Origin of the sequence: Bacillus sp. (in: firmicutes) (genome assembly GCA_017656295.1) — a bacterium.
Classification (GTDB): domain Bacteria; phylum Bacillota; class Bacilli; order Bacillales; family JACDOC01; genus JACDOC01.
This window is the reverse complement of record JACDOC010000031.1, coordinates 1-16,110: the sequence shown is the minus strand read 5'-3', so window position 1 is coordinate 16,110 and position 16,110 is coordinate 1. Positions and strand designations below refer to the sequence as shown.

Below are 16,110 nucleotides of genomic sequence, written 5' to 3'. Positions count from 1 at the left end.
CGAACACGGAAGTTAAGCTCCTCAGCGCCGATGGTAGTTGGGGGTTTCCCCTGCGAGAGTAGGACGCTGCCAGGCAAAATAGGCCAAAGAGACAATCTCTTTGGCCTATTTTTATTGTTCAAAGAGTGTAAAAACATAAGAGGGTTTTACACTCATTTAATATATAGTGGTGGATAATCAATCATCTTTCAAATGTAACACGAAGCAAGCGCAAGTGAAGAATAAATGTGTACATTATTCATTTGATTGGAAAGGATGTTTGCTACAAAGAAATTGGGCTATTAGATAAGGAACTTTTTTAAGAGATACAGAAAGAAAGCTTTTAATAAACACGTAATCGTAATTAGGTGAAAATTTCATCAATTCGTTCCACCACTCGGTTTCATAACGGGCAATCATGCTTAAATTATACAAAAGGGAGTAATGTACCATGATTTCGTTAAAATAACTACAAAAATGGCGAGACGTAGATAAACAGGGTGTCTTTTGTTCAATGTTTATACGGAACGGAGGAAGTTCTTTCTGTTTAAAAATGTGTGGTTCAGAAAATTTGAATTCAATTTGTCCATCATTAAAATCGACTTGCTGGAGTATGGGTCCTACTTTACCCATAATGTATTCGCGGAATCGTTCCGGTTGCATATGGTATTCATCTAAAATTGCTTTTGAAAGAACATACGACTGTTGAGACTGTGTAACAGTAAAAAATGTTTGTTCCCCTAACAATGTGAAGAAGGTGTCGGATAGCTCGGGAATTTGACGTAATAAATCTTGCATGACAAGCTTTTGGCCTTCCAAATGTTTCACGTGAAACATTATTGAATTTGCATAAGAAAATAAACCGTTCTTTTGAATTTTTACTTCATCTTCTAAGAACAAATATTGCTGTTTTTTCTTTTTTCTTGTAGACAAGCCGTGGGCTAAAACAGAAGTGGTATGAGGATAAAACGGATCGACTGTTAAAACACACGCTTTTATTAAGTGGACCAAGCCATAAAAGAGTAAAATCGGCTGCAGAGTTAAAGGGATAATTTTACTATATTGGAAGTATGTTTCACCATTTTCTAAGTAATACATAAAGGGGATTGCATTTCGATAACTTTTCTCGCTTGCGTCTACCACTTCTAGCTCATTGTATAAACGGTATAAATATTGTTGGGCAAACTCTGCGTTTTGGAAGTAGGTCAAATGCTTCCAAGGATTCATAAAAGTGTACATATGCACCTCCGCCAAATTATTTGAAAAATCAAACTTATCCCCATGTTCTTGACAGTATTTTATCCAATTGATAACCTACTAATAATATTTTGGAGTAGGAGGACGAAAAAATGTGGGAGACAAAATTTGTGAAAGAAGGTCTTACCTTCGATGATGTATTGTTAATTCCAGCCAAGTCTGAGGTACTACCTCGTGATGTTAACCTTCAAGTTTCATTGACTGATACGTTAAAATTAAACATCCCTATTATTAGTGCAGGTATGGATACTGTTACCGAAGCAGAAATGGCCATTGCGATGGCAAGACAAGGTGGACTAGGAATTATTCATAAAAACATGAGTATTGAACAACAAGCCGAACAAGTAGATAAAGTTAAGCGGTCTGAAAGTGGTGTTATTACCGATCCGTTCTTCTTAACACCAGAGCATCAAGTGTATGATGCTGAGCATCTAATGGGGAAATATCGCATCTCAGGTGTTCCAATTGTAAATAATGAAGAGGAACAAAAATTAGTTGGAATTCTTACAAATCGTGACTTACGTTTTATTTCAGACTACTCCATTAAAATATCAGATGTCATGACAAAAGAAAATCTAGTTACAGCTCCAGTTGGAACAACTTTAGAAGAAGCTGAACGGATTTTACAAAAATATAAAATCGAAAAACTTCCGCTTGTCGATGAACATGGTGTTTTAAAAGGCCTTATTACGATTAAAGATATTGAAAAAGTAATTGAGTTCCCGAATTCTGCAAAAGACGAACATGGTCGATTGCTATGCGGGGCCGCTGTTGGTGTTACGAAAGATACGATGAAGCGGGTTGAAATGCTTGTTAAAGCCAATGTGGATGTCATTGTTGTCGATACGGCACATGGTCATTCCAAAGGTGTTATTGATACGGTCAAAGCAATTCGCGAAGCTTATCCAAAATTAAACATTATTGCAGGAAATGTAGCAACAGCTGAAGCGACAAGAGAATTAATTGAAGCAGGTGCAGACATTATTAAAGTGGGAATTGGACCTGGTTCAATTTGTACGACACGTGTCGTAGCTGGTGTAGGTGTGCCACAAATTACAGCGATTTACGACTGTGCAACAGAAGCTCGTAAGTATGGAAAAGCAATTATCGCGGATGGTGGAATTAAATATTCCGGAGATATTGTTAAGGCGTTAGCAGCGGGTGGACATGCGGTAATGCTAGGTAGTCTATTAGCTGGTACGTCCGAAAGTCCAGGGGAAACAGAAATTTATCAAGGTCGTCGATTTAAAGTATATCGTGGTATGGGTTCAGTTGGAGCGATGGAAAAAGGTTCAAAAGACCGTTATTTCCAAGAGGATACGAAAAAGTTTGTTCCAGAAGGTATTGAAGGACGCGTTCCATATAAAGGGCCATTAGCTGATACCATTTATCAGCTTGTAGGTGGACTTCGTTCTGGTATGGGATATTGTGGAGCGAAAAATTTACATGATTTACGTGAAAATGCTCAATTTATTCGAATGACTGGGGCAGGTTTACGAGAAAGTCATCCACATGATGTCCAAATTACGAAAGAAGCGCCGAATTACTCTCTTTCTTAATCAGTAGGCAGGAAGTGGGAATCTAGCCCCATTTTCCTGCCTCTTTTTTGAAATGTAGGTCTATCCTCTATCTATTCATACTGGAAATCGTATGTTAAAATATCTGAAGTGGATAAAAATTGGTGGAGGTCTTACATAGTATGAAACGACTTCGTAAGTATGTGGCAAGTATACTTACTATCTTGTTACTTTCTAACTTGTTTCAAATTTCGACAAAAGCCGCAACAACGGACTTTTTAGATGTTAACGCAGATGCGGCGATTTTAGTGGAAGCGACAACTGGAAAAGTGCTGTATGAGAAAAATGCTGATACGGTATTAGGTATTGCAAGTATGACGAAAATGATGACGGAATACTTGCTGTTAGAAGCGATTGAAGAAGGCCGTGTTACATGGGATCAAATGTACAATGTGAGTGAATATGTGTATCAAGTATCCCAAGATCGTAATTTGTCCAATGTTCCGTTAAGACGAGATGGACAATATTCCGTACGTGAACTGTACGAAGCAATGGTGATTTATTCGGCCAATGGCGCTACGATTGCTTTAGCAGAAGTAATTGCCGGGTCTGAATCAAATTTTGTAAAATTAATGAATGAAAAAGCGGGTGAATTAGGCCTTCAAGATTATAAATTTGTCAATTCTACTGGTTTAAACAACCGTGATTTAAAAGGCATGCACCCGGAAGGAACAGGCCCAGAAGATGAGAACGTCATGTCAGCTCGGGCAACAGCTAAATTAGCTTATCAGCTCATTAACCGTTTCCCAGAAGTGTTAGAAACAGCAAGTATCCCGAAAAAGAAATTCCGTGAAGGTACTGACGATGAGATTGATATGCAAAACTGGAACTGGATGCTTCCTTCGTTAGTGTACGGATATGAAGGGGTAGACGGCATTAAAACAGGAACAACGGATTTAGCTGGCTACTGTTTTACAGGGACTGCTGAGCGAAATGGCATTCGTTACATTACAGTTGTGATGAATGCAAAAACACCAGACGGTAAAGGAAGCTATAAAGCTCGTTTTGATGAAACGAAAAAAATGTTTAATTACGCTTTTAGCAATTTTTCCTTTCAAGAATTGTATCCATCTGGTTATCAATTAAAAGATCATAAAACACTACCAGTCGTAAAAGGAAAAGAAAAAGAAGTAGCTATTAAGACAAAAGAGCCGTTAAAAGTTCTCGTCAAAAATGGGGAAACAGACTTATACAAACCAAAATTGGTAATTGACAAAAACGCATTAAATGAAGAAGGCCAATTAGAGGCCCCTGTTGAAAAAGGAGCAACCGTTGGAACATTCACTTATGATTACACGGGTTCGGATAAATATAGTTATCTATACGACGAAGGACGAAAACTGGAGCAAGTGGATGTAGTAACTTCTAATCAAGTCGAAAAAGCAAATTGGTTTGTCCTCATGATGCGGGCAATCGGCAGTTTTTTCGGTGATATTTGGAATGGAGTAACCGATACGGTGAAAGGTTGGTTTTAATTGCAAGGTCTCCTTGTCTTGACAGGAGACCTTTTTTGTTGTTTATTTAGCATGAGGGAAAAACAATTTTTTGGTGATTTTTTTTTATTTTTCCTTGGCGTTATCTGAATGTTTGAAATAGAAAGGGGAATTCACGTGAAAACGGGTACAGATCGAGTAAAGCGTGGGATGGCGGAAATGCAAAAAGGCGGCGTCATTATGGACGTTGTCAATGCGGAACAAGCAAAAATTGCTGAGGAAGCTGGTGCGGTAGCGGTTATGGCACTTGAACGTGTTCCAGCTGATATTCGTGCCGCTGGTGGCGTAGCGAGAATGGCGGATCCTCGTGTTATTGAAGAGGTAATGAATGCAGTAAGCATTCCTGTTATGGCGAAAGCGCGTATTGGCCATATTGTCGAAGCTCGCGTGCTAGAAGCAATGGGTGTTGACTACATCGATGAAAGTGAAGTTTTAACACCTGCTGATGAAGAGTTCCACATTAACAAAAAAGAATTTACTGTACCATTTGTGTGCGGTTGTAGAGACTTAGGAGAAGCTGCTCGCCGAATCGGTGAAGGCGCGTCCATGTTACGAACAAAAGGTGAGCCTGGTACTGGAAATATTGTAGAAGCAGTACGTCATATGCGTAAAGTGAATGCACAAGTTCGTAAAGTGGTAAGCATGAGCGAAGACGAACTAATGACAGAAGCAAAATTACTAGGTGCTCCTTACGATGTGCTTTTAGAAATTAAGCGTCTTGGTCGTCTTCCAGTCGTTAACTTTGCTGCAGGTGGTGTAGCAACTCCTGCGGATGCGGCATTAATGATGCAATTAGGAGCAGATGGCGTGTTTGTTGGTTCTGGTATTTTTAAATCCGAAAACCCAGCGAAATACGCAAAAGCTATCGTGGAAGCAACAACTCATTATGAAGATTATGAGTTAATTGCTCACCTTTCTAAAGGACTAGGGACAGCGATGAAAGGAATTGAAATTTCTTCGCTTACACCTGAATCTCGCATGCAAGAACGTGGCTGGTAAGGAGAAGTTGATATGGTGAAAATTGGTGTATTAGGACTTCAAGGTGCTGTACGCGAGCACGTTCGTTCAATTGAAGAAGCGGGAGCGGAAGCCGTTGTCATTAAACGGAAAGAGCAATTAGATGAAATAGATGGGCTCATTCTTCCAGGTGGCGAGAGTACAACAATGAGAAGACTTATTGACAAATACGACTTTATGGATGCGTTAAAAGAATTTGCGGCGAAAGGCAAACCGATGTTTGGTACGTGTGCAGGATTAATTTTACTCGCGAAAAACATTGTCGGTTACGATGAGCCTCACTTAGGATTAATGGATATTACGGTCGAACGAAATTCGTTCGGTCGTCAACGCGAAAGCTTTGAAGCGGATATACCGATTCGTGGTATCGGCGAATCATTTACGGCTGTATTTATTCGAGCTCCCCATATCGTTGAAGTAGGGGAAAACGTCGAAGTGTTAGCGAAATACGAAGATCGGATTGTAGCAGCACGCGATGGTCAATTTTTAGGGTGCTCGTTTCATCCAGAGTTAACGGATGACCAGCGTTTTATAAAGTACTTTATTCAAATGGTGGAAGAGGCAAAATCAAAACAACTAGCATAAAATGGTTGAAAACTGTTTAAACTTATTGTACATTTAAAGCAAAATGAATGGTGTTAAATCGATGAGAGGAACTAGTAGCAAGTGTTTCGTTCTCAAGAGAGCCGGTGGGGGGTGTGAACCGGTGAATGAACCTTGTGAATCCATCCTCGAGTGAAGTACCGAACGGATTCAAGTAAGTACTTCCGGTTGTAGCCGTTATCCAATGAAGTGGAACGTAGCTAGTGTGCTATGTTCAATGAGGGTGGCAACGCGGGTAGCTCTCGTCCCTTTTATATTTAGGGATGGGGGCTTTTTTAATTTTATTAATAAAAGGAGGAGTTGGCATGCTAGACATTAAGTATTTACGTGCAAATTTTGAAGAAGTGAAAGAACGACTCAAATATCGCGGAGAAGATTTAACGGATTTTGAAAAATTTGAGGCCTTAGATAAAGAGCGACGGGAGTTAATTGTTCAAACCGAACAGTTAAAAATGAAACGTAATGAAGTGTCTCAGCAAATTGCGCAAATGAAACGTGAAAAGCAAGATGCTGAACATTTGATCGTTGAAATGCGTGAAGTAGGTGCAAAGATTAAAGAGTTAGATGAAAAATTACGCGATGTTGAGGAAGAATTAGAACAACTGTTATTGTCTATCCCTAATATTCCTCATGAAAGCGTTCCAGTAGGGGAGTCTGAAGACGATAACGTGGAAGTTCGTAAATGGGGAGACATCCCAACGTTTGATTTTGAACCGAAAGCGCATTGGGATCTTGCAGATGAATTAGGTATTTTAGATTTTGAACGAGCTGCTAAAGTAACTGGAAGCCGCTTTGTTTTTTACAAAGGATTAGGTGCTCGATTAGAACGGGCATTAATTAACTTTATGTTAGATTTACACATTGATGAACACGGCTATCAAGAAGTGTTACCACCGTACTTAGTAAACCGGACAAGCATGACAGGTACAGGTCAGTTACCAAAGTTTGAAGAAGATGCGTTTTTAATTGAAAAAGAGGATTATTTCTTAATTCCAACGGCTGAAGTTCCTGTGACGAACTTACATCGCGATGAAATTTTAAATGGTGATGATTTACCGATTAGCTATGCAGCGTATAGCGCATGTTTCCGTTCAGAAGCAGGTTCTGCGGGTCGAGATACACGAGGACTAATTCGCCAACATCAATTTAATAAAGTAGAGCTTGTTCGTTTCGTCAAACCAGAAGATTCTTATGATGAGCTTGAAAAACTAACAGGACATGCGGAAAAAGTGCTTCAGCTTCTTGGATTGCCGTATCGTGTAATGAGTATGTGTACAGCGGATTTAGGCTTTACTGCGGCAAAGAAATACGATATTGAAGTATGGCTTCCAAGCTATAATACGTACCGCGAAATTTCTTCTTGTAGCAATTTTGAAGCGTTCCAAGCAAGACGGGCGAACATTCGCTTCCGTCGTGAACCAAACGGTAAACCAGAGCATGTTCATACCCTAAACGGATCTGGTTTAGCAATTGGTCGTACGGTAGCTGCTATTTTAGAAAACTATCAGCAAGCTGACGGAAGTGTCGTGATTCCAGAAGTATTACGTCCTTATATGGGCGGCATTGAAGTGATTAAACCTCGAGACTAGTCTTTGGACTAGTCTCTTTTTTAGGTTGAATTGTTAAAAAATTTAAACATCATTTTCGTTTGTTGACTTCCCGAAATAGTTATGATAAATTAATCTCTGTCAGCACGGAGGAGTACCCAAGTCTGGCTGAAGGGGTCGGTCTTGAAAACCGAGAGGCGGGTCAAACCGCGCGGGGGTTCGAATCCCTCCTCCTCCGCCATAACTGATGAATCAACCACAGCGCATAAATATTGGAGATTGTGATGAATTCGTTACATCTGATTGTAACGAATTTTTTACTTTTAAAATTTGGAGTGCGAATATAAATTTATAGTTTCAGAAGTTGGCTCATATGGCCAACTCTTTTTTTGTCATTTTATCGCATCTGAAGTCCGTGGCTACTAACATCCCTCTTGTGGTAACAAAAAAGATTCCCAACAAAGCGGGAATCTTTTATTTTTTTAGCATTCTTGTTTGTTTTAAGAACGTAGATATCCGTTCAACTATTGGTTCAATGGAATGTTCGTCTTCGAATAAATCGTATTCGTTAATGTTTAAGCGAAGAACTGGGCAGGCGTTAAACGTGTTGATCCAATCTTCATAGCGCCGGTGCATTTCTTCCCAATATTCAATCGGAGTTTGCTGTTCCATCGGGCGACCGCGTTCGCGAATTCGACGTATTACATCGTCAAGAGAACCTTCTAAATATATAAGAAGGTCAGGATGAGGGAAATATGGAGTCATGACCATGGCTTCGAATAAACTTCTATATGTTTCATAGTCAACGGCAGACATATTTCCTTTTTCATAATGCATACGGGCAAAAATACCAGTATCTTCATAAATGGACCGGTCTTGAACGAAGCCACCGCCGTATTCGAAAATGCGCTTTTGCTCTTTAAAGCGTTCCGCTAAGAAATAGATTTGCAGGTGGAAGCTCCAACGTTTAAAGTCTTTGTAAAATGCATCTAAATAAGGGTTCGTATCTACTTTTTCAAATGATGTTCTAAAACCGAGCGCTTTCGCTAATGCTTTCGTCATCGTGGATTTACCAACACCAACGGTACCAGCAATGGTGATAACGGCATTACTCGGAATATCGTATTTATTGCGAAGATCCATAGTTATTGACTCCTTTTTGCAGAGAATTTTTTAATTGGTCTAATATAAGCTGTAAATCTTCTTGATTTTTCACAAAATCTAGTTCATCGCCGCTGAAGCGTAACACAGGGATGTCTGGATGATTTTGCTCAAAATCATTCATAAATTGTTCGTAATCAATGGAAAGTTGTTTTAAATAAAGAGGGCTAATGTTTTTTTCAAAATCTCGACCTCTCATTTTGATTCGATGCAGGAGCGTATCTAAGCTAGCATTTAAATAAATAACCACGTTTGGTCGAGGCATGTCTTTCGTTAAAATTTGATAAATTTGAACGTATTTTTCATATTGAGCCTCTTTTAATGTACGTTTGGCAAAAATCAAATTTTTAAATATGTGATAATCGGCTACGACGGGCTCTTTTCTTTGTAAAAAATTTGTTTGAATATCTTCTAGTTGTTTATAACGATTGCATAGGAAAAACATCTCTGTTTGGAAGCTCCATTCATCGATGTTTTCATAAAATTTATCTAAAAAAGGGTTTTCGTCAACGATTTCCTTCAAGAGATGGAACTGAAAGTATTGTGAAATGGCTTTGGCAAGAGAAGTTTTTCCTACTCCAATCGGGCCCTCGACCGTTATGAAAGGCGTATTCCCCATGCTTCGTCCTCCTCGAGTCTATTTCCGCATACAACTCTTCTTATCAGAAAAAAGAGCACCATTGGTTATTTTATCATATATTTTAAGAGGTGAAAGTACGGAATATTTCCAAGGGAAGTTTTTATGTAAAAAATAAAGAAAATCCCCACCAGATGGCGGGGAGAATGTGTTATCGTTTAACGACTTCAAATTGGTCAGAAATAAGTAACCAGTTTTGTGGGAACGAAAGGCCAAGCTTCCAGTAGCTCATCCCACGTAAATTTAACTCTTTTAACAAATTAAATTTCGCTTGAATCGAACGAGCATCTTCAAACCAAACTTTATGTTGTTTCCCGTTTTCGTCCACGTAATCAATATAAGGAGCTTGAGCATTATAATCGTATTGAATGTTTGTATTATATTTAACAGCCAATTGGATTGCTTGTTGAGGACTTAATGCTTTGGCAATGTCTCCTTCTTTAAACGGAAGTGTCCAATCGTATCCGTATAAGTTTTGTCCCATTAAAATTTTGTTTGGTGGTATTTCAGTTATCGCGTATTCCAGTACTTGTCTAACGGGTCCAATGGGTGAAACTGGCATAGGTGGCCCGCCACTATAGCCCCACTCATACGTCATAATAACGACAAAGTCGACAATTTCTCCATGAGCTTTGTAATCGTGCCCTTCGTACCATCTCCCTTTTTGATCAGCCCTTATTTTAGGAGCTAAAGCAGTCGAAAGCAGCCAACCTTCTTGGCTAAATCGTTGTTTAGCCTTTCGTAAAAATTGATTATAAGCTTCGCGATCTTCAGGGCGTAAGTATTCAAAATCAAAATGAATATCACGAAACCCGTATTTTTTCGCGGTAGCCACAATATTGTTTAAAAATTTTTCTTGAACTTGTTGATCGTTTAAAATAATTCGACCGAGTTCATCACTAAATTGTCCTTCTTCTTGGTTCGTGATGACCATAACTAGTACGTTTTGATTGGCTTCGGCGATGGCTGGGAGGTTTCCTAAAGGTGGTTCAGAGAGGGAACCGTCCCTTTTCGCTTGAAAGCTGAATGGAGATAAATACGTTAAATAGGGAGCAGCTTCTCGAGAACTGTCTTCTAATGCTTGAGAGACCGTTTGACCAAATGGTTCGACATAGGCATTGAATTCTGCTCTTGACTTTGGAGAAGGTGGGATATAGATTCGTAATCCAATTGAAAGCGGTTGGTTTGGATTAATACCGTTAATCCGAGCAAGCTCTTGATAATCAATATTAAACTTTTGACCAATGGACCAAAGACTATCACCAGCTTGTACCCAGTAAAATTGTCCGACAATCGGAATAACGATCGTTTGCCCAACGACGAGGTTATCCGGATTTGGAATTTGATTGGCTGTTTGTATTTCCGAAGGGGAGATGCTATAGGCTTGAGCGATTCCAAACAATGTTTGATTCGGTTGAACAACATGAATTTGCAAATTATGTGACCTCCTCTTTTACCCTTATTCACTAAAAACATTGTATGAAGGGAAAGGAGAATACATGTTAAAAATGAGATAGGAGTGAAATAAGTTGATCCGATGGGTCAATCCGTGCGTCTAACACGTAGTTCATCATTTTTAAAGCATATTCATTATCTTTCGGGTCCACAGATGTAATGCAATCAGCAGGGACAAATAAGCGGTAATCTCTCATATATGCATCGTTGGCGGTAAACAGCACACAAATGTTTCCGGCAATACCGGTCAAAATAAGCTGTTTTATATTTAATTGAGATAAAAGGGGATTTAAGCTGGTACCGAAAAAAGCGGAATATTTGGGTTTTATTAAAAAATAATCGGATTCGTCCGGATGAAGCTCGTTGATAATCGGTGAACTTAAATCATTGGTACATTGTTTAATAAGCTTTTGGACGTCCGCTCGCCATATGTTATAGTTGTCATTAATATATATGATAGGAATTTGCTTTTTACGACAAACTTCTTTTAACGCTTTAATACGTGGAACGATCGATAACGTTCGTTCAGCTAAAATAGGTCCATGCCCGAAACGAAACGAATTGATGATATCAATAATAAGAAGGGCAACATTCGATGGTGACTTCATAGTCAATCTCTCCTTTAATGATTAGTTTGTTTTCGGTAAGATAAATTATGAGAAAAACCGATAAAAAGTAGTGAAGAAGGGAATTGGATTCCGTTGTTTGAAGAAAGAGATATATCATACATGAAGCTAGCGATTGAAGAAGCCAAAAAAGCCGAAAAAATAGGTGAAGTCCCTATTGGTGCTGTCATTGTTTGGAATGATCAAGTGATTTCGACTGCCCATAACTTACGTGAAACGACTCAAGATGCTGTAACGCACGCGGAGATTTTAGCGATTCAACAAGCGTGTCAAAAGCTCGGGACATGGAGACTTGAAGAAGCGGAATTGTATGTGACGTTGGAGCCGTGTCCAATGTGTAGCGGTGCTATCATCTTATCACGCATCAAGCGGGTAGTATACGGAGCGAAGGATCCGAAAGCAGGGTGTGCTGGTACCTTAATGAATTTGTTAACAGACGAACGCTTTAACCATCAAGCCGAGGTTGTTTCTGGAGTCCTTGAAGAGGAATGTGGCTTACTGTTGACATCGTTTTTTCGAAAGCTTCGAGAACGAAAAAAGAAAGAACGACAGAAAAAGATAGATGATTATTAATCACAAAAAATGACAGCGGATATTCGTTGCATTTTTTGTGAAATAGGAGTATACTTGTATATGCGTCAATAAGACGCCTAAATTTGGTATCAACTTTGCCGTGCTAAGCGGGGAGGTAGCGGTGCCCTGTACTCGCAATCCGCTCTAGCGAGGCCGAACTCCTTTCCGAGGCTGATATACTGTAGGGTCTGCCTCAAGTAAGTGGTGTTGACGTCTGGGTCCTGCGCAATGGGAATCCATGAACCATGTCAGGTCCGGAAGGAAGCAGCATTAAGTGGAACCTCTCATGTGCCGCAGGGGTGCCTGGGCTGAGCTAACTGCTTGAGTAACGCTTATGGATATCTGTCGACGAAAGGTGCACGGCAGATTACATAGTAAAGTACATCCATCCATTAGAGGATGGATTTTTTTATTATATTCCTTTTTGTAAAACCGATTAGATACGGTATAATGTAATGAGAATAAAAAAGATGAATTGGCAGGAGGGATAAAAATGAGTTATCAAGCTTTGTATCGTGTTTGGCGTCCACAAAACTTTAAAGATGTCGTCGGCCAAGAACATGTCACAACGACGTTGCAAAATGCCCTCCTGCATGAAAAAATATCGCATGCCTATCTATTTTCTGGACCTCGAGGAACAGGGAAAACAAGTGCGGCAAAAATTTTAGCCAAAGCTGTGAACTGTGAGCGCTCTCCAGTTTCCGAACCGTGCAATGAATGTGCGGCTTGTCGTGGAATAACCGACGGATCGATTCAAGATGTCATTGAAATTGATGCCGCTTCAAACAATGGCGTTGAAGAGATTCGTGATATTCGGGATAAAGTAAAATATGCTCCTTCGTCTGTGAAATACAAAGTGTATATTATTGACGAAGTGCATATGCTCTCTATTGGAGCATTTAATGCATTATTAAAAACGTTAGAAGAACCACCGAAACACGTCATTTTTATTTTAGCAACGACAGAACCGCATAAAATCCCGCTTACCATCATTTCTCGTTGTCAACGCTTTGATTTTAAGCGAATTACGACATCTGCGATTGTCAATCGAATGAAATTAATTGCCGATGAAAGTGGAATTCGGTATGATGAGCAAGCGCTTCATATTATTGCCAGAAGAGCAGAAGGTGGTATGCGGGATGCGCTCAGCTTACTTGATCAAGCAGTGTCGTTTAGCGGGGATATGTTGACAACGGACGATGCGTTAACCGTCACGGGCTCTGTTGCTCAAACTTACTTAAATCAATTAGTTCGCAGTGTATTTCAAAAAGATGTTCATAGTGCCCTTCAGTCTCTTGAGGAATTATTAGCAAGCGGAAAAGACCCATCTAAACTGACGGAGGATTTAATTTTTTATCTCCGAGACCTACTCTTGTACCAAACTGCACCTAACTTAGAAGACGCTTATCATCGGGTAGTTATTGATGAGCCGTTTCGTCAGCTGGCTGAAGAAGTAGCGACGGATTTAATTTACGAATATATTGATGTATTAAACAAGGCTCAACAAGAAATGAAATTCTCTAATCAATCACGCATTTATTTGGAAGTTTCTCTAGTCAAGCTTTGCCAAATCGAACGTTCCCGCTCGTTTGCTGATGATTCCGAAGTACAACAGTTATTGCAGCGTGTGAAAGAATTAGAGCGGGAAGTTCAGCAATTGAAGCAAGGAGCACCAAAGGTGGTTGACAAAAATCAGTCAACTAACAAACGCGCTGTCCGAAGTTCTTCATTTAAAGTGCCGGTTGGACGAGTAGAACAAGTCTTAAAAGAAGCGACAAGACAAGACTTAAATTTAATTAAAAGTCGCTGGGGAGATCTTTTAGAATCATTGAATAATCGCCAAATGCGCTCTCAAGCCGCATTATTAAACGAAGCCGAACCGGTGGCTGCTTCTCCAAAAGCGTTTATTTTAAAGTTTAAATATGAGATTCATTGTCAAATGGCAATGGAAAATCAACGGTTTTTAGAGGCGCTTTCTGGAATATTAGAAGAACTAGTAGGAGTACCATATGCCGTCATCGGAGTTCCTGAAAAACAATGGGGAAAAATCAGGGAAGATTTTATTCGTTCGCAAAAATTAGACCAAAAAGAAGACGAGAAGGAAGAAGATCCGGTTGTTGCTAATGCTGTGCAATTAGTAGGATCGGATTTAATTGAAATTATTGATTAATTGTTGGAGGGATCATTATGATGCGTGGAATGGGTAATATGCAAAATATGATGAAACAAATGCAAAAAATGCAAAAGAAAATGCAACAAGCACAAGAAGAGCTAGGTGAACAAAAAGTAGAAGGTACAGCTGGCGGTGGAATGGTAACAGTCGTTGTTTCCGGTCATAAAGAAGTACTTGAAGTGAAAATTAATGAAGAAGTAGTGGACCCAGACGATATTGAAATGCTACAAGACCTTGTTTTAGCAGCAACAAACGATGCGTTGAAAAAAGCAGACGAGTTAACTGCGAAAACAATGGGTCAGTTTACTAAAGGGTTGAACCTTCCAGGAATGTTCTAGGAGGAAACTATATGCACTATCCAGAACCAATATCTAAGCTGATTGACAGCTTTATGAAATTGCCAGGGATTGGGCCAAAGACGGCCGCTCGTCTGGCATTTTTTGTGCTAAATATGAAAGAAGATGCCGTACTAGACTTTGCGAAAGCACTTGTAAACGCCAAAAGAAATTTACATTATTGCTCTATATGTGGTCATATCACAGATCAAGATCCATGTTATATATGTGAAGACCAACGAAGAGATCGAAGTATTATTTGTGTCGTTCAAGATCCAAAAGATGTCATAGCGATGGAAAAAATGAAAGAATACAATGGGTTGTATCATGTATTACACGGTTCGATTTCACCAATGGATGGTATTGGACCCGAAGATATTAATATTCCTGATTTATTAAAGAGACTTCAAGATGAAACCGTTCAAGAAGTTATCTTAGCCACCAATCCGAATATTGAAGGTGAAGCAACAGCCATGTATATTTCTCGGCTGTTGAAACCAACAGGCATTCGCATCACCCGCATTGCTCATGGCTTACCGGTAGGAGGAGACTTAGAGTATGCGGATGAAGTGACGTTATCAAAAGCTCTAGAAGGAAGAAGAGAACTATAATTCCTTTACAAGGAGAAAAAGAATATGCTTTTTCGAAAAAAAGGAAAGCTTCGTAAACAATTTGATCATCAATTACTTTGGCAACTAGAACAAGCTAAATCGGAATGGATGCGCCAAAAAAATTTGTTACAAATTAGTTTTGACTATAACGAGGACTTACTAAGTCAAACGAAAATTTGTGAGGCCAAATATTTTTATTTACTACGGGAAGCTAAAAAGCGTAATCTACGAATGGAACGATAGTCCCTTTTTCTCGTTCTACTTGGACAAATTGTTCATAAAATGTTAACAAACGGGAAAAAGGGGGATCGTTTTTGAACCCGATAATTATCATTTCGATTATTAGTTTGGTGATTGTTTTGCTTTTAACTGCTAGCTCTGCTGGAAAATACGTAAAATTTGTTGGACAGGCGTGTATTAAAGTATTGATTGGAGCATTATTTCTATTTTTCTTAAACGCTTTTGGCAGTTATATTGGTCTTCACGTCCCAATTAATTTGCTTACATCATCTATTTCAGGTTTTTTAGGAATACCAGGGGTGTTAGCACTCGCTTGTATTCAACTGTGGATTTTATGATTAACCGTCGAGTAAAATCGGCGGTTTCTATTTTTGCAAAAGGCTCTGTTAAATGATACTGTCGATATTTATACATTTCACTGCAGGCGGACGCTTTCCGCGGGCAAGCCGCAAGCTGCTTCCCTCGCTACGCTCAAGTATGGGTCTTGCGGCTTCTTGTTCCCGCTGGAGTCGCCGCCTTTCGCTTCATGTAAATAACTTGCTAAAAATCAACAATGACATATAACATATCCTCGCAAAAAAAAATGATTTTTTGATAAATTCTTATTGACTCTCTATTGTTACTGTGGTAAATTATTTATCGTCGCTGATGATAGACTAGAAAACAAAGCGAAAAATAAACATAAAAAAAGTTATTGACAACTAACTTTATGTAGTATATTATAAAAGTCACTGTTAAAAAAGTGATGATGATTGATCCTTGAAAACTAAACAAAACGAAGCGTCAACGTCAATGAATTTGAGTCTTATTCAAACTTTTTCGGAGA

16 protein-coding genes, 1 tRNA gene, 1 other RNA gene and 1 other annotated feature are annotated in these 16,110 nt (G+C 39.2%); of the genes, 13 read left to right on the top strand and 5 right to left on the bottom strand.

Going from position 1 to position 16,110, the window contains the following annotated elements; genetic code table 11:
* Positions 1-234: 234 nt before the first annotated feature.
* Complete coding sequence (locus H0Z31_15355; GenBank protein ID MBO8178800.1) at positions 235-1,218, bottom strand: YaaC family protein; 984 nt, start codon at positions 1,216-1,218, stop codon at positions 235-237.
* 110 nt (positions 1,219-1,328) lie between these two features.
* On the opposite strand from H0Z31_15355, the gene guaB reads away from it, so the two are divergent.
* The 6 genes from guaB (at position 1,329) to H0Z31_15325 (ending at position 7,714) form a co-directional block, all read left to right on the top strand.
* Entirely contained in the window at positions 1,329-2,795 is a 1,467-nt protein-coding gene (gene guaB, locus H0Z31_15350; protein ID MBO8178799.1) for an IMP dehydrogenase, read from the top strand.
* 140 nt (positions 2,796-2,935) lie between these two features.
* On the top strand, positions 2,936-4,288 hold the full coding sequence (locus H0Z31_15345) for a D-alanyl-D-alanine carboxypeptidase (GenBank protein MBO8178798.1): 1,353 nt from the start codon (positions 2,936-2,938) through the stop codon (positions 4,286-4,288).
* 108 nt (positions 4,289-4,396) lie between these two features.
* Entirely contained in the window at positions 4,397-5,305 is a 909-nt protein-coding gene (gene pdxS / locus H0Z31_15340) for a pyridoxal 5'-phosphate synthase lyase subunit PdxS (protein MBO8178797.1), read from the top strand.
* Positions 5,306-5,317: 12 nt separating this feature from the next.
* Complete coding sequence (gene pdxT / locus H0Z31_15335; protein ID MBO8178796.1) at positions 5,318-5,908, top strand: pyridoxal 5'-phosphate synthase glutaminase subunit PdxT; 591 nt, start codon at positions 5,318-5,320, stop codon at positions 5,906-5,908.
* Between the two features lie 52 nt (positions 5,909-5,960).
* Positions 5,961-6,179, top strand: a binding site (T-box leader).
* A gap of 52 nt (positions 6,180-6,231) precedes the next feature.
* A complete protein-coding gene (gene serS, locus H0Z31_15330) occupies positions 6,232-7,515 on the top strand; it encodes a serine--tRNA ligase (protein ID MBO8178795.1) in 1,284 nt (427 codons plus the stop codon).
* Positions 7,516-7,621: 106 nt separating this feature from the next.
* Positions 7,622-7,714, top strand: a tRNA-Ser gene (locus tag H0Z31_15325).
* A gap of 233 nt (positions 7,715-7,947) precedes the next feature.
* Here H0Z31_15325 and H0Z31_15320 read toward each other — a convergent pair.
* The 4 genes from H0Z31_15320 to H0Z31_15305 all read right to left on the bottom strand — a co-directional run bounded on the left by H0Z31_15320 (position 7,948) and on the right by H0Z31_15305 (position 11,334).
* Positions 7,948-8,616, bottom strand: coding sequence for a deoxynucleoside kinase (locus H0Z31_15320; GenBank protein MBO8178794.1), 669 nt, complete (start codon positions 8,614-8,616; stop codon positions 7,948-7,950).
* Positions 8,600-9,253, bottom strand: a complete 654-nt coding sequence (locus tag H0Z31_15315; GenBank protein MBO8178793.1) for a deoxynucleoside kinase — start codon at positions 9,251-9,253, stop codon at positions 8,600-8,602. The genes H0Z31_15320 and H0Z31_15315 overlap by 17 nt, the downstream gene beginning before the upstream one ends.
* A 169-nt stretch (positions 9,254-9,422) precedes the next feature.
* Positions 9,423-10,706, bottom strand: coding sequence for a glycoside hydrolase family 18 protein (locus tag H0Z31_15310; protein ID MBO8178792.1), 1,284 nt, complete (start codon positions 10,704-10,706; stop codon positions 9,423-9,425).
* 67 nt (positions 10,707-10,773) lie between these two features.
* Entirely contained in the window at positions 10,774-11,334 is a 561-nt protein-coding gene (locus H0Z31_15305) for a cysteine hydrolase (GenBank protein ID MBO8178791.1), read from the bottom strand.
* Positions 11,335-11,454: 120 nt separating this feature from the next.
* Between H0Z31_15305 and H0Z31_15300 the strand changes: the two genes are divergently transcribed.
* The 7 genes from H0Z31_15300 to H0Z31_15270 all read left to right on the top strand — a co-directional run bounded on the left by H0Z31_15300 (position 11,455) and on the right by H0Z31_15270 (position 15,622).
* Positions 11,455-11,925, top strand: coding sequence for a nucleoside deaminase (locus H0Z31_15300; GenBank protein MBO8178790.1), 471 nt, complete (start codon positions 11,455-11,457; stop codon positions 11,923-11,925).
* A 98-nt stretch (positions 11,926-12,023) separates the two neighbouring features.
* An RNA gene (gene ffs / locus H0Z31_15295) (signal recognition particle sRNA large type) lies at positions 12,024-12,288 on the top strand.
* 130 nt (positions 12,289-12,418) lie between these two features.
* Positions 12,419-14,095: a DNA polymerase III subunit gamma/tau gene (gene dnaX / locus H0Z31_15290; GenBank protein ID MBO8178789.1), complete on the top strand. Its 1,677-nt coding sequence runs from the start codon at positions 12,419-12,421 to the stop codon at positions 14,093-14,095.
* Between the two features lie 20 nt (positions 14,096-14,115).
* Positions 14,116-14,436 carry a YbaB/EbfC family nucleoid-associated protein gene (locus tag H0Z31_15285; protein ID MBO8178788.1) on the top strand — a complete coding sequence of 107 codons (321 nt, stop codon included), beginning with the start codon at positions 14,116-14,118 and terminating at the stop codon, positions 14,434-14,436.
* An 11-nt stretch (positions 14,437-14,447) separates the two neighbouring features.
* Complete coding sequence (gene recR / locus H0Z31_15280; GenBank protein ID MBO8178787.1) at positions 14,448-15,044, top strand: recombination protein RecR; 597 nt, start codon at positions 14,448-14,450, stop codon at positions 15,042-15,044.
* A 24-nt stretch (positions 15,045-15,068) separates the two neighbouring features.
* Positions 15,069-15,287: a YaaL family protein gene (locus H0Z31_15275; protein ID MBO8178786.1), complete on the top strand. Its 219-nt coding sequence runs from the start codon at positions 15,069-15,071 to the stop codon at positions 15,285-15,287.
* 71 nt (positions 15,288-15,358) lie between these two features.
* Positions 15,359-15,622 (top strand): pro-sigmaK processing inhibitor BofA family protein, encoded by a 264-nt coding sequence (locus H0Z31_15270; protein ID MBO8178785.1) that lies wholly within the window; start codon positions 15,359-15,361, stop codon positions 15,620-15,622.
* Positions 15,623-16,110: the final 488 nt, after the last annotated feature.